The sequence below is a fragment of the Corallococcus sp. AS-1-12 genome, assembly GCF_020036995.1.
Taxonomy (GTDB): domain Bacteria; phylum Myxococcota; class Myxococcia; order Myxococcales; family Myxococcaceae; genus Corallococcus.
This window is the reverse complement of sequence record NZ_JAIQDD010000007.1, coordinates 212,947-232,768: the sequence shown is the minus strand read 5'-3', so window position 1 is coordinate 232,768 and position 19,822 is coordinate 212,947. Positions and strand designations below refer to the sequence as shown.

Genomic DNA, 19,822 nt, shown 5'->3' with positions numbered 1-19,822 from the left:
GTGCCGCGCCTGCTTGCCCTGAGCTTCCTGGGACTCCTCGCCACCGGCTGTTCGCCGCGCCGCCCGGCCCCGGGCGCCGCGAACGAGCCGCGCCCGGACGTGGTGCTGGAGGGCGCGCACCTGCGCTCCTACGAGGGCGACACGCTCCAGGTCTCCGGCACCGCCTCGCGCGTCCTCTACCGGCGCGCGGGCGGAGAGGTGCAGGCCACCGAGGTCGTCGTGCGCCTGCCGCCCGCCAAGGGCTCGGCCGCCGGCTCGACCGCCGGCTCAAGCGGCGCCTCGCGCGCCGACACCGTCATCACCGCGCCGAATATGGATGGCAGCCTCGCGTCCAAGAGGTGGGTGGGGTCGGGCGGGGTCGTCGTCCAGACGGCGGAGGGCCTGGTGGCCAACACCCCCCGGCTGACCTACGACTCGGACGCGCGGCGGGCCCACGGCGACGAGGGCGTGACGATGAGGGGCCCGGACTACCAGATGCGGGCGGACCGCTTCACGCTGTCCGCTGCGGACCAGACGTTCACCTTCGAGGGCACGGTCCACGCCGTGCTGGGTGGAGCGACGGAGTGATTGAGTTCCTCGTGATGGCGCTGTTCCTGGCCCAGCCCGCGTCCTCCCAGGCCGCCGCTCCTGGCGCTCCGGTCGTCGCGCAGGCCACGCCGGCCGCGAAGCCGGGGGCCCCCGCCGCGAAGCCCGCGGCCCCCGACGCGGGCACTCCGGCCGCGCCTCCGCCCGCGCCGGGCACGTCGCTGGCGCCCACGGGCCTGCGCAACCCGGTGGACCTGTCCGCGGACCACGTCACCGGCGACCGCAACCAGGCGGTGCTCACCGGCAACGTGGTGGTGAAGCACCAGACCATGGACATCCGCTGCGACAAGATGACCGGCTACTACAACGCCACCCGCCAGGTGACGCGCGTGGTGTGCGCCGGCAACGTGCGCGCCGTGGACGGCGACCGGCAGGCCCGGGGCGAGCGCGCCGACTACGACGTGCCCTCGGGCGTGCTGGTGGTGACGGGCTCCCCGGAGGCCCGCCAGGGCAACACCTACCTGACCGGCACCAAGGTGCGCCTCATCCTGGGCAACGAGCGCCTGGAGGTGGAGAACGCCCGCATCCTCGTGGACTCCCCGTCCAGCACCGCCGTCCCCGGCACCCGCAGGAAGGCCCCCGCGCCCAAGCCCCCGGGCCCGACGCCATGAGCGGCGCGAAGCTCTTCGCCGAAGGGCTCCAGAAGACCTTCCGCCGCCGCCAGGTGGTGCGGGACGTGTCCTTCAACGTCGCCCCCGGCGAGGTCGTGGGCCTGCTGGGCCCCAACGGCGCCGGCAAGACGACCAGCTTCAACATGGTGGTGGGCCTGGTGACGCCGGACGCGGGCCGGGTGCGCGTGGGCGACGAGGACCTCACCCACCTGCCCATGCACCGCCGCGCCCGCCGGGGCGTGGGCTACCTGCCGCAGGAGGCCTCCGTCTTCCGCAAGCTCACGGTGCGCGAGAACTTCCTGGCCGTGCTGGAGCTCCAGAAGGGGCTCACCGCCCAGGACCGCAAGCAGCGCGCGGACACCCTCCTGGAGGAGTTCGGCCTCTCCCACGTCGCCGAGTCCTGGGGCGAGACGCTCTCCGGCGGCGAGCGGCGGCGCGCCGAGATCGCCCGCAGCCTCATCCCCGCCCCCCGCTTCATCCTCTTCGACGAGCCCTTCGCCGGCGTGGACCCCATCAACGTGGGCGACCTCCAGCGGCAGATCCACCTGCTGCGCGAGCGGGGCCTGGGCATCCTCATCACCGACCACAACGTCCAGGACACCCTGGGCATCTGCGACCGGGCCTACATCATCGCACAGGGGCAGATTCTCGAAGAGGGCACCCCCGCGCAGATCGCCGGCTCGGCCCGCGCGAGGGCCGTCTACCTGGGAGACCGGTTCCGTCTCCAGGCTCCGTGAAAAGCCGCCCTCCCCGTATGTCTCCAGATGCTCGGGGTGAAGTTGGCCCCACTTTTGCGTCGACGTTTGAACATCAGCCAGGCGAGCAGGGGTTGCGACAACCTGTCGGATTTCCAGCGGATTTTTAGACACTGCAAATCAGAAACCATGCGCTGGGCCACTGGACGTGGCCGGGGGTCCTTGTTAGGTTGGCACGGTCCTTGATTGGAACCTCCAATCAGGTGGCACGCAAGCCTTCCGGAGACGCCCCCACATGGCGATGGAACTCAAACAGAGCCTGAAGCTCGCGCAGCAACTGGTGATGACGCCCCAGTTGCAGCAGGCCATCAAGCTCCTCCAGCTCTCGCGAATGGAGCTCCTGGACCAGGTCCGCGAGGAGATGGAGCAGAACCCCCTGCTGGAGCAGCCCGAGGAGGGCATGCCCGGGGAGGTGAGTGAGAAGGAGCCTGGCGAGGCCTCGCTCGAAGCGGACAACACGGAAATCGCGCGCGACGTGGACCTGCCGTCGGCGACGCCGGAGACCGCCCAGGAGTTCAAGGCGGACGGCGAGGGCCCCCCGGAGATTGACTGGGAGTCCTACCTCAACAGCTACCAGTTCAACGAGCCCACCACCGCCTCCAACAAGGGCAACGTGGCCACGGACGACCTGCCGTCGTTCGAAGCCAACATGGTGAAGAAGGAGGACCTGGTCGACCACCTCCAGGAGCAACTGGGCACGCTGCGGCTCAACGAGGCCGAGCGCCGCGTGGGCGTGCTCATCCTGGGGAACCTGGACGACGACGGCTACCTCAAGCTGCCGGAAGTGGAGGGCGACCCGCTCATCCGCCTGGCCAACGAGGCGGACGTGCCCATGCACGTGGCCGAGCGCACCCTGCGCCGCATCCAGAACCTGGAGCCCCGGGGCTGCGGCGCGCGCGACCTGCAGGAGTGCCTGCTCATCCAGTTGCAGGCGATGAAGGACCCGAACGCGGCGCTGCTGGGCCTCATCATCAAGCGGCACATGAAGTACCTGGAGAGCAAGAACCTGCCGGCCATCGCCAAGGACCTCAAGGTCACCCTGGACGAGGTGGTCGCGGCGGCGAAGCTGCTCCCGAAGCTGGACCCGCGGCCGGGCCGCAACTTCAGCGGGGATGACGCGCAGTACATCACCCCGGACGTCTTCGTCTACAAGCTGGGGGACGACGACTACACCGTGGTCCTCAACGACGACGGCCTGTCCAAGCTGCGCATCTCCGGCATGTACCGGAACGCGCTCAAGACGGGCGCGGTGAGCCCCGGGCAGACCAAGGAGTTCATCCAGGACAAGCTGCGCAGCGCGATGTGGCTCATCCGCTCCATCCACCAGCGGCAGCGGACCATCTACAAGGTCACCGAGAGCATCGTGAAGTTCCAGCGGGACTTCCTGGACAAGGGCATCGCGCACCTGAAGCCGCTCATCCTGCGCGACGTGGCGGAGGACATCGGCATGCACGAGTCCACCGTCAGCCGCGTCACCACCAGCAAGTACGTGCACACGCCGCAGGGCATCTTCGAGCTGAAGTACTTCTTCAACTCGTCCATCGCGCGCGTGTCCGGCGAGGACACGGCCAGCGAGGCCGTGAAGCACCACATCAAGCAACTGGTGTCGCAGGAAGACCCTCGCAACCCGTACTCGGACCAGAAGATCGTCGAGCTGCTGCGCTCGCAGGGCACCGAAATCGCCCGCCGCACGGTGGCCAAGTACCGCGAGGTGCTGGGCATCCTCCCCAGCAGCAAGCGCAAGAAGTACTTCTGAGCCGTGCCTGTCTTCACCGGCCCTGCACGCCAGGGCCGGTTTGGGGCATGAAGCGGGTCCATGGACCCCGTGCTCCCCTCCGATGCCGACGTTCCCCGCCGTGACCCCGTGCCGCTCGTCGTCCCGCCCGTCACCCTGGAGGGGAGGGCGGTGCGGCTGGAGCCGCTGACGCTGGAGCACGTGCCCGCGCTCGCGGCGGTCTGCGAGCCGGAGGTCTTCGCCCACTTCTCGCGCGTGCTGCGCACGGAGGCGGACGTCGCGGACTATGTCGACAGCGCGCTCAAGGCGGCCGCCGCGGGCACCGAGCGGCCCTTCGCCATCCGCGAGCTGGCGGGCGGCGCCGTGGTGGGCTCCACGCGCTACCTGGACATCTCCCGCGAGCACCGCACGCTCGAAATCGGCTCCACGTGGCTGGCGCGGCGGGCGTGGCGCTCGCGGGTGAACACCGAGTGCAAGTACCTGCTCCTCACGCACGCCTTCGAGTCGCTGGGCGTGATGCGCGTGCAGCTCAAGACGGACAGCCGCAACGCGCGCTCCAGGGCGGCCATCGAGCGCCTGGGTGCCTCCTTCGAGGGCATCCTGCGCCACCACATGCTGGTGCGCGGCGGCGTGGTGCGGGACAGCGCGTACTACGGGTTCATCGACACGGAGTGGCCCGGCGTGAAGGCGCGGCTCGAAGGACTGCTGGCGCGGGAGTGATAGGGTGCCGGCCGCCATGACCTTCCTTGCTCCGAGCCCGCGTCGAACCGTCTCCCGCCTCACCGCCCTGGGGGCGCTCGTGGCGCTCACCGGCTGTAGCGGCGGCGAGACGAAGGTGATGACGCTGGCGGAGCTGTCGGACCGCTCGCTCACCTTCGCGCTGGCGGACGTGGATGACGCGGAGACGCCGGACGCGCAGGGCGCGCACCGGGTCACCGTCAGCTACTCGGTGGCGGCGGACGGCCCGTGCTCGCGCTTCGCGGACGACGTGACGGCCACCCTCAACGGCCAGCCCATGACGCTGGTGCCGGGCGGCGCGTCGGACGTGGGCGGGCGCGCGGAGGCGTGTGAGAACAGCCGCGTCTACTTCAACTTCGACCCGGCCGCGTGGGGCCGCGAGCCCGTGCAGGACCTCGTCGTGCAGTTGCAGGACGCCTCCAGCACCGTGCGCCTGGTGGTGAAGAACGCCAAGGCCAAGCGCAAGTTCACGTTCCAGGGCGAGGGCACCCCGGACAAGCTGCGCGTGGGGCAGTCCTACGCCTTCCGCTGGGAGCCCTCCACGGAGACGCCCGGTCCCGTGGAGGCGCTGCTCCTGCGCGAAGGGGGCCGCGCGCCCGGCGTGCTCTCCGTCACGCAGGACGGCAACACGTCCACCGTGGCCATCCCCGCGGGCACCCCGCAGGCGAACCACACCCTGACGCTGGGCGCGGACCTGGAGGGCGTCGTGAGCGAGTGCACGGGCGTGGCGTCGTGCTCGGGCGCCATCTTCCACTCGCAGGACTTCGTGCTCTCCGTGGTGCCCTGAGCCGGGCAGGTGAGCCGGAGGCATGTTGCTGGCCTGAGCGCCACGCACCGGGGGTGGGGGATGGCGGACCGGAAAATGGGGCCCGGGTCGGAATCCCCCCGCCGTGACAGGCAGCGGACACCAGACGTGTCCTATGGCGGTCGCTTTCGCGAGCGCGAGCCGTGGACGGGAAGTTCCAACCTGGGGGGCCGGGTTGCTTTCGGCGTGGGCTCCGTTTCTGATCTGTCACGGAGCTTACCTCTCTCCATAGGAGGCAGCCACGCATGCAGCTCAACATCACCTTCCGTCAGTTCGGAGCGTCGGATTCCCTGAAGGAGTACGCCCGTGAAAAGGTCGAGCGGGTGAACCGACTGCTGGACCGGGCTGGTGAGGCCCACGTGGTGCTGTCGTTGGAGCGGCACCTGCATCACGCGGACATCACCATCCACTCCGGCGCCTGGATCCTCCGGGGGCGTGAGAAGAGCGATGACATGTACGCGTCCATCGACCTGGCGATGGACAAGATCGAACGGCAGCTCCGCCGCTACCGCGACAAGCTCAAGTCGCACCACGGCAAGGAGAAGGTCCACCACCGCCAGGACCTGGTGAAGGTCCGCCACGACGTCTTCGAGGTCCACGAGCCGGAGGAGACCGCCGAGGCGTCCGCGCCCGCCGCCACCCAGGCCGCGCCCGCCGCCGCCGCCCAGGCGCCGGTGGCCGAGTCGGGCGTCGCCCGCCTGGTGCGCACCACGCACCTGGCCATCCAGTCGCTGTCCGTGGATGACGCGGTGATGCAGATGAACTTGATGAACAACGACTTCTACGTCTTCCAGAACCAGCAGTCCCAGGCGCTGTCCATCGTCTACCGACGCAAGGAGGGGGGGTTCGGCCTGATTGAGCCGCACCTGCCCGACGCGCCTGTGGCGGCCACCGGCACCTGACGGGCAACCGTCCGTGCCGGGGAACCGGGTCCGGGGCATTCCCGGGCCCGGGGCCCGGGCCTGGGGCCTGGGTGACGCGCAGTGAGCGAAGCGCCTGCCACCGCCCAGGCGACCCTTGCGCGAATCCAGTGTGAGGAGTAATTGCCGGCCGAGGAATCATTGCCGGCCCGGAGCGCCAGTGCGGGAGCGCCATTGAGAATCGCCGATTTCCTCAGCCCCCAGGCGGTCGTCGCGGACATGCAGGCCCGGACGAAACCGGAGGTGCTGCGCGAGCTGAGTGCCACGTTGGCCCGGGCGCATCCGAATCTGCGCGAGGACCGGCTGGTGGCGGTGCTCCAGGAACGCGAGAAGCTGGGCAGCACGGGCATTGGCGAGGGCGTGGCCATCCCCCACGGCAAGCTGGCGGGCATGGACAGCCTCCAGGCGGCCTTCTGCGTGTCGCGCGCGGGGGTGGACTTCGAGTCCATCGACGGCAAGCCCACGCACCTGTTCTTCGCGCTGGTGGCGCCGGAGAACAGCGCGGGGGTGCACCTGAAGGCGCTGGCGCGCATCTCGCGGCTGTTCAAGAACCCGCGCTTCCGGGCGGCCATCCTGGAGGCGCCCACGGCCGCGGACATCCACGCCCTCATCGTCCAGGAAGACGCCCGGCCCTGAGGGCCTGACAGGAGACGCCCCGCATGGACGTCGTCCTGCGTCCCATCAACGACCGCTTCTTCCACGAGCAGGTGCTGCCGTTCTTCACGCGCGCCATGGGAGATGCCTCCGGCGCGCTGGAGGCCCTGTCCAACCACCTGGGTGACGCGCAGGCGTTCACGCTCTGCCAGCGGCTGGCCTCGTCGGCGTTGCCGGGGGGCGTGGGGTCGGTGGACTCGGACGGGTGGATGGACCTGGTGGACCGGCTGGTGTTCCAGCCCTGGCGCGAGGCGCCCGGCGGCTGGGAGGTGGGCGGGTCCCCCGGCGGCTACGCGGACGAGTGGGACGAGGCGCTGAACCTGGCGCTGATGGTGGAGGACCCGGCCTATCCCTACTGGGACGCGAAGGCGGCGCGCGTGGTGCGGGACAACTTCCGCCGGCGCCCCCCGGGGGATCAGGGGCTGGCGTCGCTCCTGGCCGGGCAGTGGGACCCCTTCCCGGAGTTCCCGCCGGACCGCGTCTTCGTGACGCAGGGCCGGGGGGAGTACGCGGTCCGCGAGCGGTTCGCCTTCGCGGACTGGGCCTGGCGGCCGGCGAAGACGGTGGTGCACTGGCAGGTGAACCTGCCGCGCAAGCTGGAGCGGCTGCTGACGCGGGAGCAGGAGCGCCTGAAGCTGCCGGTGTTGCCGGAGCGCGACGAGGTGCTGGGCTACTGGACGGGGAAGCTGCCCCAGCCGCCGCCGCTGTCCGTGCTCTTCTCCGGCCTGGGCCCGAACGCGGCCACGTGGATCCGCGAGCTGGGCGCGCTCACGCTGCACCTGCGCACCGCCGCGCAGACGAAGCAGGGACTGGCCGCGCTGGTGACGCGCGGGACCACCGTGCGGCTGTGAGCCGGTCGCGCGCTGTCGCAATGGTGCGCCCCTCCTCGCCGTAGGACTCACCGGAGGCCCACCGGGGGCCTGGAGGAAATCGTCCCATGTCCCGCTTCTCGCGCTGTCCCTCCCTCGCGCTGCTGATCTCCACGGCGCTGCTGACGGGCGGCTGTGCCTCCTCGCACGGCACTGGACAGGCCGCCGCATCCACCGCCGTGTCGCCCTCCAGCGCGGACGCGGCCTACGCAGTGGGGCTCTCGTCGTTGACGGTGGAGGATGCCGCTCGCCACCGCTCATTGAAGACAGTGGTCTGGTACCCGGCGGCGCCCGGCACGCGGATGGAGCCGCGGACAACGTCGCCCATCTTCGCGCCCTTCCTCGCCGCGAAGGACGCGCCGGTGTCGGACGCACGGACGCGCTGGCCGGTGGTGCTGCTGTCACATGGCAGCGGAGGTACGGCCATCAACATGTCCTGGCTCGGCGCGCACCTGGCGGCGCACGGCTTCCTCGTCGTGTCGGTGAACCACCCGGGCAACACCTACGGGGATGACAGCCCGGAGGGCTACGCGCGCGGCTATGAGCGGCCCCGGGACTTCACGGCCGTGCTCGACCACCTGTTGAAGGATTCGAGGTGGGGACCGCGCATGGACCCGGAGCGCATCGGCGCGGCGGGGCACTCCATGGGCGGCTACACGGCGCTGGCGCTGGTGGGAGCGCGCATGAACCTGGAGTGGGTTGCCCGCGTCTGCACCGCGCCGGAGACCCGCGACCACGTGGGGTGCGAGGGCCTGCGGGATGTGGACTACCGCCGCATCGACATGACGGTCGCGCGAGCGTCGTACCGGGATCCGCGCGTGAAGGCGGCCCTGGCGATGGCGCCGGGGATGGCGGGCTCCTACGAGCCCCGGGACCTGGCGGACATCCATGCGGAGGTGGGGCTGGTGCTCGCGAAGGGCGACGAGCTGATGCCGCACGAAGGGCACGGCATGAAGCTGGCGGGGCAACTGCCGGCCGCGTCCACGAGGTCGGTGGTGTTGGACGACGCGGCGCACTTCAGCTTCCTCCCCGAGTGCACGCCGCTGGGCTTCCAGGTCGCGCCCGCGCTGTGCCGCGACGCGGTCCCCGGGACGCGCGCGGCCACGCATGCGCGCACGCGCATGGAGGCCGTGGAGTTCTTCCGTCGCACGCTGTCCGTCCGCTGAGCAGGCCCCCGCGATGCTGGTGAGGGGGGGGCCTTCAGGGTTCCCTTGTCTCGCTGTTCCCGGCCATGCTCCCGGCCATGCGCCGCCACTTCGTCTCGCTGGGTCCCGTGCTGCTCGTCTCCGCCGCGCTGCTGGCGGGCGGCTGTTCCTCCTCGAAGAAGGCGGAGGCTCCGCGCACGGACCACACGTCGCTCTACGGCGCGGACGCGGCCTACGCGGTGGGCGTCACGCAGTCGCTGACGTACGAGGACACGGCCCGCCGCCGCACGCTGAAGCCGCTGGTCTGGTACCCGGTGGCCCCCGGCACGCCGATGGACAACCGCGCGCCGTCAGACCTGTTCAAGCCCTTCTACGGCGCGAAGGACGCCCCGCTGTCGGACGCGCGGGAGCGCTGGCCGGTGGTGCTGCTGTCGCACGGGAGCGGCGGCTCCGTGATGGACCTGTCCTGGTTCGGTTCCCACCTGGCGGCGCACGGCTTCGTCGTGGTGGGGCTGAACCATCCGGGCAACACCTTCGGGGACACGAGCCCGGAGGGCTTCGCGCGCGCCTACGAGCGTCCACAGGACTTCACGGTCATCCTGAATCACCTGCTGAAGGATCCGAAGTGGGGCCCGCGAGTGGATCCGGAGCGCATCGGCGCGGCGGGGCACTCCATGGGCGGCTACACGGCGCTGGCGCTGGTGGGGCTGAACCTGAACCTGGAGTGGATTGAAAAGCGCTGCAAGACGCCGGGAACCCGGGAGGAGATCGGCTGCGAGGGCCTGCGCGACGTGGACTACCGCCGCATCGACATGAAGCACGCGCGAGCGTCGTACCTGGAGCCGCGAGTGAAGGCCGCGTTCGCGATGGCGCCCGGCATGGCCGCGTCGTTCGAAGCCCGAGACACCGCCGACGTCCAGAAGCCGGTGGCGCTGGTGCTCGCGAAGGGCGACGAGCTGATGCCGCACGAAGGGCACGGCATGCACCTGGCGGGGCTGCTGCCGCCCGCGACCACGACGACGGTGGTCCTGGACGACGCGGGCCACTTCACCTTCCTGCCCGAGTGCTACCCGAAGGGCTTCGACGTCATCGCCATGTTGTGCCGCGACCCGGTGAAGGGGACGCGCCCGGCCTCGCACGCGCGCACGAACGCGGAGGGCGTGGCCTTCTTCCGCCGCACGCTGGACGTGCGCTAGGCCGGAGGCGCGGCCTTCGGCGGGCTCTCCAGGAGGATGGTGACGGGCCCGTCGTTGACGAGCGCGACCTTCATGTCCGCGGCGAAGATGCCGGTGCCCACGGTGAGGCCGCGCTGGCGCAGCGCCTCGCAGGTCCGCTCGTAGAGGGCCTTGGCCGCGACAGGCTCCATCGCTTCGATGAAGCTGGGCCGGCGGCCCTTGCGCGCGTCGCCGTAGAGGGTGAACTGGCTGACGACGATGAGCTGCCTGGACGTGTCCTCCAGCGACAGGTTCATCTTCTCGTTGGCGTCCTCGAAGATGCGCAGCGTGGCCAGCTTCTCCACCATCCACGTCATGTCCGCGTCGGTGTCGCCCTTGCCCACGCCCAGCAGCACGAGCAGGCCCGGGCCCATCTCGCTGACACGCTGCCCGTCCACCGTCACCGACGCTTCCAGGACCCGCTGCACCACGGCCTTCATGGGTTGACTCCCTTTCGTCCCTGCTTCCTGCCAGGGACGCCCGGGGCCTTCAAGTCACCGGCCTTCATGACGCGGATCCATCGCGTCGCGCAGCGCATCCCCCAGCAGGTTGAAGCCCAGCACCGTGACGGCCAGCGCGATGCCGGGGAAGAGGGCCACGTGCGGCGCCACCAGCAGGTACTGGGTCCCCTGGTCCACCAGCGCGCCCCACGACGGCGTGCCCGGGGGGACGCCCAGCCCCAGGAAGCTCAGGGACGCCTCCGCGACGATGGCGCCCGGCAGCGCGAACGTCGCCTGCACGAGCAACGGCCCCGCCGCGTTGGGCAGCAGGTGCCGCGCGAGGATGCGGCCCGGCCCGCTCCCCAGCGCCCGGGCGGCCTGCACGTAGTCGCGCTCGCGAAGGGTGAGCACCTGCCCGCGAGTCAGCCGCGCGTAGCCCGTCCACCCGGTGAAGGACAGGGCGAACACCACGTTGGCGAGGCTGGGGCCCAGCACCGCGGTGATGAACAGCGCCAGCAGGATGCCCGGGAACGCGAGCAGCACGTCCACCCCCCGCATCAGCGCCTCGTCCACGAGCCCGCCCGCGTAGCCCGCGATGCCGCCCAGCGTGATGCCCACCGCCGCGGACAGCACCACGGCGAAGAAGGACACCTCCAGCGACACCCGCGCGCCGTACAGCACGTGCGTGAGCACGTCGATGCCGTTCTCCCCCGTGCCCAGCGGATGCCCTGACGTCGGAGGCGACAACTCGCGCGTGAGGTCGATGGCGTCCGGCGCGTGGGGGCTGAGCCACGGCGCGAACAGCGCGGTGAACACCCAGGCGCACGCCACGGCCAGCCCGAACCGGGCGCCCCACGATTGCAGCCGGAAGCGCTGGGCCGCGCTCATGAGCGCCTCCGCACGCGCGGGTCCACCCACGCATACGTCAGGTCGGTGAGCGTGTTGACCACGACGTAGCAGAAGGTGAAGAGGAGCACCGTGGCGCGCACGGTGTTGTAGTCGCGCTTCTCGATGGCGGTGAGCAGCAGCGTGCCCATGCCCGGCCACGCGAACACCTTCTCCGTCACGATGGCGCCGCCCAGCAATGCGCCGAACTCCAGGCCCAGCACGGTCACCAGCGGCAGCAGCGCGTTGCGGAACGCGTGCTTCCACAGCACCACGCCGGGGGACAGGCCCTTGGCCCGGGCCACCGTGACGTAGTCCTCGCGCAGGGCTTCCAGCATCGTCGCGCGCGTCATCCGGGCGAGGAACGCGGCCAGCGCGGTGCCCAGCGTGAACGCGGGCAGCACCAGGTGCCGCCACGACTCCGCGCCCGACACGGGCAGCCAGTCCAGCTTCAGCGCGAAGAGGATGATGAGCACCGGGCCCAGCCAGAAGCGGGGCAGGGCGACACCCGCCACGGACACGCCCATCGCCGCCGCGTCCACGGGCGTCCCCCGCCGCGCCGCCGCCATCACGCCCAGGGGCAGCGCCAGCACCAGGGACACGGCCATGGCCGACACCGTGATCAGCAGCGTGTACGGCAGCGCCGCGCCCAGGGCCGGGAGCACCTTGCGCTGGAACGGGGGCAGCGACGTGCGCAGCTCCCCGGTAGCCAGGTCGCGCGCGAACGTCCAGAGCTGCGCGTACCACGGCAGGTCCAACCCCACCGCCTGCCGCAGCGCCGCGCGGTCCACCTGCGTCGCCTGCTCCCCCAGCATCACGTCCACCGGGTCTCCAGGCACCAGGTGCAGGAACAGCGACACCAGCAGCAGCGCCCCCACCATCGCGATGACCGCGGACACGAGCCGCCGGGTCACGGCGTGCCCCCAGGCCCGGGCGTCACTTCCCGCGCCTTCGCCAGCGGCAGCAGCAGGCCGTGCGCGCTGGGCTCGAAGTCCGCGAGCCGCGAGGACACCACCGCCACGCTGGCCTCGTGCCACAGCGGGATGACAGGCATGTCCGCGTCCAGCTCCCGCTGCGCCTGCGCGTACAGCGTCTTGCGCTCCTCCCGGGACGCCTGAGTCGCCGCGTCCAGCACGCGGTCCAGCTTCGGGTCCTTCAGGGCTCCCCGGTTGAAGCCGCCCCAGTGGTTCTCCGGGCCGGGGATGTTCGCGGAGTGGAACGCGCCCCGCAGCAGGTCCGGCTCCATCACGGCGGCCCACTTCAACGTGAACAGCTCGAAGCGCCCCCGGCGCACGTCCTCGAAGAACGTCCCGAACTCCAGCGCCCGCACCTCCACCGCGATGCCCCCCTTCGCCAACTGCTCCTTGAGCACCAGCGCCACCGCGCGCCGGAAGCGGTCCGTGCTCGTCTTGAAGGTGAAGGACAGGCGCGGCTGTCCCCCGGGCCCGTCCGGATCCGGATACCCCGCCGCGTCCAGCAGCCGGGCCGCCTCCTCCGGCGCGTAGCCGCAGCCCGGCGTCTGGGTGAAGGCCCAGTGCTCGCGAGGCAGCATGCTGGACGCGGGCTCCGCCAGCCCGTGCAGCTTGTGCTCCACCAGCGGGCGCACGTCGATGAGGTGACACAGCGCCTGGCGCACGCGCACGTCCGCGAGCGGCCCCTCGCGCAGGTTGAGGCCCAGGTACGTGAAGCCCGTGCCTGGCTTCGTCACCACGCGCAGGTGGGGCGCCTTGCGCAGCGCGGGCAGCACCGCCGGGGACACGTTGTTCACCACCAGGTCCGCGCGGCCCTTGAGCAGCTCCAGCACCCGCGTCGTCTCGTCCCGCACCACCCGGAACGTCAGCCTCGACACGGCGGGCCTGCCCGCATGCCAGCCCTCGAAGGGGACCAGCGTCAGGTGCTCCTCGTCCGGCCACGACTCGAACCGGAACGGGCCCGCGCCCACCGGGTGCGCCCCCTGCGCCTCCACGCCTCCGGGCCCCACGCGCTCCGCGGGCAGGATGGCCGCGGACAGCTCCGCGAGCAGCGGCGCATAGGGCCGCTTCAGGTGGAAGCGCACCGTGCGGGCGTCCACCACCTCCACCCGCTCCACCGGCTCGTACCGCTCGCGCTTGGGGCTGCGCAGCGCCGGATTCATCAGGGCGTCGAAGGTGGCCTTCACGTCCTCCGAGGTGAGGGCGCTCCCGTCGTGGAAGGTCAGGCCCGGACGCAGGACGAACTCCACCACCGTGGGCGAGACCTCCCGGAAGGACTCCGCCAGTTGGGGCACGGGCCGGCTCGAGTCGTCGAAGGTGAGCAGCCCCGGGCTGACGAGCTGCGCCAGCCGCTGTCCATGGGCCGTGAGGGCGAAGCGATCGTCCAGGCTGTCCGGTGGGGCCTCCAACAACACCGTGATGCCCGCCGGAGGCGCCGGGTCGCGGCAGCCGGAGTCAAGCACCAGCGCCAGCGCGATGAAGGACACCCGGGCGGCGCGGGAGGGCAGGGGAGGCATGGCGTCTGTCACGAGGTGGATGTCAGGCGGGGCGTCCATGCTGCGACAGCCTTCTTCCTGTTTCCAGGAAGCAGGCAGGCGTGCAGGGTAACGGTGGACGTGGAGCCTCCCCCCGCCCTTGCCGCCCCTTTCGTCCCTTCTTCATAATGGAACGCGACTTCCCCGGAGCGTGCGTGCAGGTTTTTCGAACCAGACCCTTCTGGGCAGCGACCGCCATTGCCTTGTGGCTGCCTTCCGCCACCCTGGCCGCGTCGCCGTCCGCCGAGAAAAAGGCTGAGCGCGAGGCGCTGAAGAACGCGCTCGTCCAGGTGATGCAGCGCACCGCGCTCAAGAGCAGCCGCGTCGGCGTGCACATGCAGAGCCTGGACGACGGCACCGTGGTGTTCAGCCACAACGCGGACGAGCTGCTCAACCCCGCCTCCAACGTGAAGCTCGTCACGTCCTCCGCGGCGCTCGTCGCCCTGGGGCCGGAGTTCCGCTACGAGACGGAGTTCCTCGTCGAGCAGGAGCTGCCCGCCGACGGCAAGGTCAAGACGCTCTACGTGCGCGGCAAGGGTGACCCCACCATCACCACCGAGCGCCTCTACGGCATGACCTCCGAGCTGCTCCACGCGGGCCTCAAGGAGGTGCAGGACATCGTCGTGGACGACTCCTGGTTCGACGCCGAGCGCACCCCGCCCGGCTACGACCAGGAGGACTCCGACCGCGCGTACATGGCGCCCACCGGCGCGCTGAGCCTCAACTGGAACGCGGTCGCCGTCTACGTGCGCTCCGCTCCCGGCGGCAAGGCCGTGGTGGACATGGAGCCGCCCAGCGACTTCTTCGTCGTGGACAGCTCCGTCACCAGCGGCCCCGGCCGCGCCCGGCGCCTGTCCGTGAAGTCGGGCGCGTTCGGTGACAAGCAGAAGATCGTCGTGAAGGGCCAGGTCCCCGACGAGCGCGGCGCCGTCAGCGTCTGGAAGAAGATCGACAACCCGCCCATGTACTTCGGCTACACGCTGAAGCAGTTGCTCGCCTCGCGCGGCGTGAAGGTGAAGGGCAAGGTGAAGCCAGGCCTGGCGCCTTCGCGCGCGAAGGTCGTGCACGTGGCCCAGTCGGACACGTTCGACATCGTCCTCAAGCGCCTCAACAAGCTGTCCAGCAACTTCGTCGCGGAGACGCTCCTCAAGACGATGGGCGCGGAGCTGCGCGGACAGCCGGGCTCGTTCACCAAGGGCGTGGACGTGGTGGAGGAGTTCCTGGACCGCGACGTGGGCATCCCGCGCGGCACCTACGTGATGAAGAACGGCAGCGGGCTCAACGACGCCAACCGCTTCTCCACCGCGCAGGTGGACCGGCTGCTGCGCCACATGTACGAGCGCTTCCCGCTGGCTCCGGAGTACCTGTCCTCGCTGGGCATCGCCGGCAAGGACGGCACGCTCAAGTACCGCTTCGACGGCACGGACGCCGTGGGCCGGCTGCGCGCCAAGACGGGCACCCTGGAGGGCGTCTCCGCGCTCAGCGGCTACGTGCAGTCCGCGGGCGGGGAGAAGTTCTCCTTCTCCATCATGGTCAACGACTACGCGGGCCGCGCGGGCCCCGTCGTCGCGGGCATGGACGCGCTGGGCGCCGCCGTGGCCGCCACCGGCTCCACGCTGGGGCCGGGCACCGCGCTGGCCTCCCTCAACGAGGGCCAGAAGCCCCAGGGCGGCCTGCCGGACATCGCCAACCGCGTGAAGACCTACCTGGAGCTGGGCAGGCAGCGCGATCAACGCAACATCGGCTTCCTGCGCACCGCGTGGCGCAGCGAGCGCGACCCCGCCGTGCGCGCCGTGCTGGCGGAGAGCCTCTACCAGTCCAACCCGCACGACTACCTGGGCACCCGCACGCTGCTGGACAGCTACGCCGCCACGGACGACGTCTACGGCCGCCTGCGCCAGGTGGCCCGCGCCCTGTCCGTGGGCGTGCCCGGCGTGAGCAGCATGGTGGAGCTGGCCTCCGGCGGAAACACGGAGGCCCTGGCCCGCGTGCTGGAGCTGTGCCGCGCGGCCGGCGCCGCCCGTGACCTGGAGGCGCAGGACGAGCTGGCGGACGGCCTGGGCGAGGTGGCCCGCACGGCCCCCGAGGAGCTCGTCACCGCCCTGCGCGCCGCCAGCGCCGTGGAGCGCGACGCGACCGTGCCGCTCTTGGCCCAGGGGCTGGTGAAGGCCGGGGACACCACCCACCCGTTCTGGAAGTCCCTGCGCAAGCTGGGCTCCGGCGGGACGGACCCGCAGCTCGTCGCCTTCGCCAAGGGGCTGGACTCCACCCTCACCACCCAGACGGCCGAGGCCCGGACCGCCCAGCGCGCCCAGCCCGTCCAGGTCGTCGCCCCGGCTTCCGCCACGCCCAACGTGGTCCCTGCCTCCGGGGTCCTCCGCCCGGGCGGGTAGGCCCCTCCCGCCGCGCTTCGCCGTCCGGACCCCAGGCGTCCGGGCGGCGCTCCCTCCCAGCCCCCGTCAACGCCCCGGAATCCTTGAGACTTCCTGCCCGGGGAGCAGGCGGACGTGCGTCCCGGGCGCCCCTGGCCGTTTAGTGGCCCGGGGAATGTCAGTGGTGGATGCTATGGGCTGAAGGACCTGTCGGGGCGTGTGGCCTCGCAGGTTTGTTCCTGGCCCTAGAGGGGTCAGGTATCGGGAGGAAACATGGCTGGAGGCGTGAACAAGGTCATTCTCATCGGCAACCTCGGGGCGGACCCCGAAGTGCGCTTCACCCCGGGCGGTCAGGCCGTGGCGAACTTCCGCATCGCGACGAGCGAGAGCTGGAACGACAAGAACGGCCAGAAGCAGGAGCGCACCGAGTGGCACCGCATCGTCGTCTGGGGAAAGCTCGCGGAGCTGTGCGGCGAGTACCTCAAGAAGGGACGGCAGTGCTTCGTCGAAGGCCGTCTGCAGACGCGCGAGTGGATGGATAAGGAGAACAAGAAGAACTACACCACCGAGGTCGTCGCCACCTCCGTCACCTTCCTCGGCGGCCGTGACGCCGGTGAGGGCTACAGCGGCGGCAATGGCGGTGGGCGCCGGCAGCAGCAGGGCAACGGCGGCTACGGGCAGGGTCGTGACGACTACGGCCAGCCGCCGCCTCCCATGGGCATGGACGACGGTGGGGGCATGGGCGGCAACCCCGGCGGCACGGACGACGACATCCCGTTCTAACGCCTGGGGCCTTCCCCCTTGAAAAGCGAACCGGCCGCTCCTGGATGTCAGGGGCGGCCGGTCGTGTTTCCAGGCTCCAGCGCACCGGGGCTTCAAGGCCCCGGCGCTGCTTCAGGCCTGCCTCAGCCGACGTCCATGCCCGCCGGGCCGTACGCCGCGCCCGCCGTGTAGAGGGCGTAGATGGCGCCCCAGGACATGGCCAGCAGGATGAGGAAGATGAGGATGGAGATGGGCTCGAAGCGGCGCATGGAGCGGTCGCTCGCGAGGATGCCCCAGCCCATGCCGAAGGTCTGAAGGCCGTTGGCCAGGTGGTACGAGGTGCCCAGCGTGCCCAGCAGGTAAACCATCAGCGTGGGGCCGTGGTAGTGCATCTCCCGCGCGATATCCATGAAGGGCTCCGCGTGGCCCTCCACCAGGCGCGGGTGCAGGAACGCCAGCCAGATGTGCGCGCCCAGGAACGCGAGCACGCCCAGGCCGGCCACGCGCTGGATGATGTACTTGAGGTTGCCGTAGTTGTTGTAGGCGAGGTTGTTGGGCTTCATCGTGAAGATGCGCAACAGCCCCCACGCCGTGTGGATGAGCAGCGGCAGCATGACGATGATGAACGTGAACGCCTGGGCGAACGGGTTCGCGTACTCCGTCACCGACTTTTCCCAGGCCGTCGCGCCGTAGAAGGCGGACAGGTTGTCCCACAGATGGTTGATGACCCAGATGCTCAGGGGCACCACGGCGAGGAACGACCCCAGCCGCGACTTCAAGAGGGGCGTCCGGTCGGTGATGGCTTCGGCGGTGGCTTGGGTGCTCATCGAGTCTCCAGCGGGGCGCGCGGTCGGGTGGGGTGAGGACCCCCGCGAGCCCAAGTCAGGGCCTGGGTGATACGGCCTTCCGGCGGTTTATAGCCGTTCCGTCACGCGGGCTGGATTTCTTCCGCACCGGTCCGTGCCAGCCGGGGAACACCGACTCATAAGCCCTGGCGATGCCAGCTCCCCGCCCTGACTGCTGGCCGCCAGGCGGGCGTCCCGTCCCAGCCCCTCTTCCGTTGGCGGGCGCGAACGGGTGGGGCACGCTAACCAGCCCTATGACTGATGAGCTTGTCAGTGGATTGTTGAAGGCGACGGACCTGCGCCTGGTGCTGGCCACCACCGGGGCCCTGTCCCGCCAGGCCCGCGCCACCCACCAGAGCATGCCGGCCTCCGCCGCGCTCCTGTCCCAGGGCCTCACCGCCGCCGCCCTCATGGGGTCGCTGCGCAAGGGCACGGACTCCCGCATCAACCTGCAACTGGAGTGTGACGGCCCCCTGCGCGGCCTCTTCGTGGACGGCGACGCGAACGGCGTCGTGCGCGGCTACGTGAAGAACACCCTGGTGGAGTACGTGGGGACGGAGGGGAGCTATCACTGGCGCCCGGTGCTGGGGAACCAGGGCTTCCTGTCCGTGCTGCGCGACCAGGGCGGCGGCGAGTACTACCGCTCGTCCGTGGAGCTGGAGCACTTCGACCTGGTGGCGGACCTGGAGCGCTACTTCCACCAGTCGGATCAGGTGCCCTCGCACCTGATGGTGGCCCAGGTGCCCGGCCTGGTGGACGGCCAGGAGGATCCGCTGGCCACGGTGGTGGGCCTGCTCGTGCAGCCCCTGCCGGACGGGGACCGGGACGCCTTCAAGGCGCTGGGCACCCGGCTCAAGGCGCAGTTCCAGACGGCCGTGCAGGCCCACGCCCGGGACGGGGCGGCGGTGCTCCTGCGCTCGCTCGTGCCGGAGGCGGACCTGGAGATCATGTCCCGCTATCCCCTGCGCTTCACCTGCTCGTGCAGCCGCGACCGCGTGAAGCTCGCGCTGCTCGCCATGGGCCGCGAGGAGCTGAAGGACCTGCTGGAGAAGGAAGGCCAGGCGGAGGCCACCTGCCAGTTCTGCACGACGCGCTATGTCATCCCCGGCGCGGAGATCCAGCAGATGCTCACCGAGGGCAGCGCCTGACGTGAAGACAGACATCCGCTTCTACAGCGGATGATTCAGCGCTTCACACCATCCGGGGAGGCAGGCGCGGCGGTTGTGGCGGGGGCCCGGTGCTCGGGATATGACAGGGCGGCACCTCACCCGGAGCTTTCGCCGTGGCCATCAAGCGGGCAGCGCCGCCGAAGTCCCAGGACCAGCGCAACCCTTCCCCGAAGTCTTCCGCGCCCTCCGCCGCCCAGAAGGACGGGGCGGAGAAGCTCGTCTCCATTCCCAATGACATGGTGCTGGCGCCCCAGGTGGAGGCCCCGCGCCAACCCACCGGCCGCGACCAGTCCCGGCACAAGTCCACCGGCGTGGTGGAGCTGTCGTGGGCGGAGTTCGACCGGAAGGTGCAGCAGTTGGCGCGCACCATCCGTCAGGCCTGGGAGCCACAGGCGGTGGTGGGCGTGGCCCACGGCGGCGTGTACGTGGGCGGGGCGCTCGCGGGCGCGCTCGGCTGCAAGTTCTACCCCGTGCGCATCAGCCGCCGCAGCCGCGACAAGGCCGAGCGCACCCCGGAGCGCGGCCAGCCGCAGGTGAGCGAGGAGATGTCCCCGGAGCTCAAGGGCTGCCGCGTGCTCATCGTGGACGACATCGCCTCCAGCGGGGACACGCTGGGGCTGGCCACGGCGCTCGCGAAGAAGGTGGGCGCGAAGGAGATCCGCACCGCGTGCCTCATCGCGCGGCCGGAGGGCTTCACGCCGGACCACGTGGGGCTGTCCACGGACGCGCTCTTCGTCTTCCCGTGGGACTACCAGCCGGTGACGGGCGACGCCCACCCGGACGACGACCCGGACAAGGCCGGAGCCTGAGTC

20 protein-coding genes are annotated in these 19,822 nt (G+C 70.9%); 15 read left to right on the top strand and 5 right to left on the bottom strand.

All coding sequences use genetic code 11. The annotated features are described in order from the left end of the window. The 11 genes from K8556_RS14760 (at position 1) to K8556_RS14710 (ending at position 10,013) form a co-directional block, all read left to right on the top strand. A complete protein-coding gene (locus K8556_RS14760; protein WP_223740708.1) occupies positions 1–567 on the top strand; it encodes a hypothetical protein in 567 nt (188 codons plus the stop codon). Further along, positions 564–1,196: an LptA/OstA family protein gene (locus K8556_RS14755; RefSeq protein ID WP_223740707.1), complete on the top strand. Its 633-nt coding sequence runs from the start codon at positions 564–566 to the stop codon at positions 1,194–1,196. Before K8556_RS14760 ends, K8556_RS14755 begins: the two co-directional genes overlap by 4 nt. Then, the gene (lptB, locus tag K8556_RS14750) at positions 1,193–1,933 is read left to right on the top strand and encodes an LPS export ABC transporter ATP-binding protein (RefSeq protein ID WP_223740706.1); all 741 of its coding nucleotides are present in this window, start codon (positions 1,193–1,195) and stop codon (positions 1,931–1,933) included. The genes K8556_RS14755 and lptB overlap by 4 nt, the downstream gene beginning before the upstream one ends. A gap of 253 nt (positions 1,934–2,186) precedes the next feature. Further along, positions 2,187–3,707 (top strand): RNA polymerase factor sigma-54, encoded by a 1,521-nt coding sequence (rpoN, locus tag K8556_RS14745; RefSeq protein ID WP_223740705.1) that lies wholly within the window; start codon positions 2,187–2,189, stop codon positions 3,705–3,707. A 60-nt stretch (positions 3,708–3,767) separates the two neighbouring features. Continuing rightward, on the top strand, positions 3,768–4,406 hold the full coding sequence (locus tag K8556_RS14740) for a GNAT family N-acetyltransferase (protein WP_223740704.1): 639 nt from the start codon (positions 3,768–3,770) through the stop codon (positions 4,404–4,406). 16 nt (positions 4,407–4,422) lie between these two features. After that, positions 4,423–5,211, top strand: a complete 789-nt coding sequence (locus tag K8556_RS14735) for a hypothetical protein (protein WP_223740703.1) — start codon at positions 4,423–4,425, stop codon at positions 5,209–5,211. 263 nt (positions 5,212–5,474) lie between these two features. Then, the gene (hpf, locus tag K8556_RS14730; RefSeq protein WP_223740702.1) at positions 5,475–6,131 is read left to right on the top strand and encodes a ribosome hibernation-promoting factor, HPF/YfiA family; all 657 of its coding nucleotides are present in this window, start codon (positions 5,475–5,477) and stop codon (positions 6,129–6,131) included. A gap of 192 nt (positions 6,132–6,323) precedes the next feature. After that, positions 6,324–6,785: a PTS sugar transporter subunit IIA gene (locus K8556_RS14725; protein WP_223740701.1), complete on the top strand. Its 462-nt coding sequence runs from the start codon at positions 6,324–6,326 to the stop codon at positions 6,783–6,785. A 23-nt stretch (positions 6,786–6,808) separates the two neighbouring features. Then, positions 6,809–7,654 carry a hypothetical protein gene (locus tag K8556_RS14720; protein ID WP_223740700.1) on the top strand — a complete coding sequence of 282 codons (846 nt, stop codon included), beginning with the start codon at positions 6,809–6,811 and terminating at the stop codon, positions 7,652–7,654. Positions 7,655–7,740: 86 nt separating this feature from the next. After that, a complete protein-coding gene (locus K8556_RS14715) occupies positions 7,741–8,838 on the top strand; it encodes a serine aminopeptidase domain-containing protein (RefSeq protein ID WP_223740699.1) in 1,098 nt (365 codons plus the stop codon). Between the two features lie 77 nt (positions 8,839–8,915). Further along, complete coding sequence (locus K8556_RS14710) at positions 8,916–10,013, top strand: alpha/beta fold hydrolase (RefSeq protein WP_223740698.1); 1,098 nt, start codon at positions 8,916–8,918, stop codon at positions 10,011–10,013. Here the strand turns inward: K8556_RS14710 and dtd are convergent. Genes dtd through K8556_RS14690 form a run of 4 tightly spaced genes read right to left on the bottom strand, consistent with a single transcriptional unit; the run spans position 10,010 to position 13,883 of the window. After that, positions 10,010–10,471 (bottom strand): D-aminoacyl-tRNA deacylase, encoded by a 462-nt coding sequence (gene dtd / locus K8556_RS14705; protein ID WP_223740697.1) that lies wholly within the window; start codon positions 10,469–10,471, stop codon positions 10,010–10,012. The two genes, K8556_RS14710 and dtd, sit on opposite strands and share 4 nt — an antisense overlap. 54 nt (positions 10,472–10,525) lie before the next feature. Further along, positions 10,526–11,359, bottom strand: coding sequence for an ABC transporter permease (locus tag K8556_RS14700; protein ID WP_223740696.1), 834 nt, complete (start codon positions 11,357–11,359; stop codon positions 10,526–10,528). Then, positions 11,356–12,270, bottom strand: coding sequence for an ABC transporter permease (locus tag K8556_RS14695; protein ID WP_223740695.1), 915 nt, complete (start codon positions 12,268–12,270; stop codon positions 11,356–11,358). Before K8556_RS14695 ends, K8556_RS14700 begins: the two co-directional genes overlap by 4 nt. Beyond that, on the bottom strand, positions 12,267–13,883 hold the full coding sequence (locus K8556_RS14690) for an ABC transporter substrate-binding protein (protein ID WP_223740694.1): 1,617 nt from the start codon (positions 13,881–13,883) through the stop codon (positions 12,267–12,269). The genes K8556_RS14695 and K8556_RS14690 overlap by 4 nt, the downstream gene beginning before the upstream one ends. Before the next feature lie 134 nt (positions 13,884–14,017). On the opposite strand from K8556_RS14690, the gene dacB reads away from it, so the two are divergent. Together dacB and K8556_RS14680 are read left to right on the top strand one after the other, a co-directional pair. After that, positions 14,018–16,255 carry a D-alanyl-D-alanine carboxypeptidase/D-alanyl-D-alanine-endopeptidase gene (gene dacB, locus K8556_RS14685; RefSeq protein ID WP_223740693.1) on the top strand — a complete coding sequence of 746 codons (2,238 nt, stop codon included), beginning with the start codon at positions 14,018–14,020 and terminating at the stop codon, positions 16,253–16,255. A 252-nt stretch (positions 16,256–16,507) separates the two neighbouring features. Then, positions 16,508–17,017, top strand: a complete 510-nt coding sequence (locus K8556_RS14680; protein WP_223740692.1) for a single-stranded DNA-binding protein — start codon at positions 16,508–16,510, stop codon at positions 17,015–17,017. A 122-nt stretch (positions 17,018–17,139) separates the two neighbouring features. On the opposite strand, the gene K8556_RS14675 is transcribed toward K8556_RS14680, so the two are convergent. Beyond that, positions 17,140–17,823 (bottom strand): succinate dehydrogenase, encoded by a 684-nt coding sequence (locus K8556_RS14675; RefSeq protein WP_223740691.1) that lies wholly within the window; start codon positions 17,821–17,823, stop codon positions 17,140–17,142. A 272-nt stretch (positions 17,824–18,095) separates the two neighbouring features. On the opposite strand from K8556_RS14675, the gene K8556_RS14670 reads away from it, so the two are divergent. Further along, a complete protein-coding gene (locus K8556_RS14670; protein WP_223740690.1) occupies positions 18,096–18,989 on the top strand; it encodes an Hsp33 family molecular chaperone HslO in 894 nt (297 codons plus the stop codon). Between the two features lie 134 nt (positions 18,990–19,123). Beyond that, on the top strand, positions 19,124–19,819 hold the full coding sequence (locus K8556_RS14665) for a phosphoribosyltransferase (RefSeq protein WP_223740689.1): 696 nt from the start codon (positions 19,124–19,126) through the stop codon (positions 19,817–19,819). The last annotated feature ends 3 nt before the right edge of the window (positions 19,820–19,822 follow it).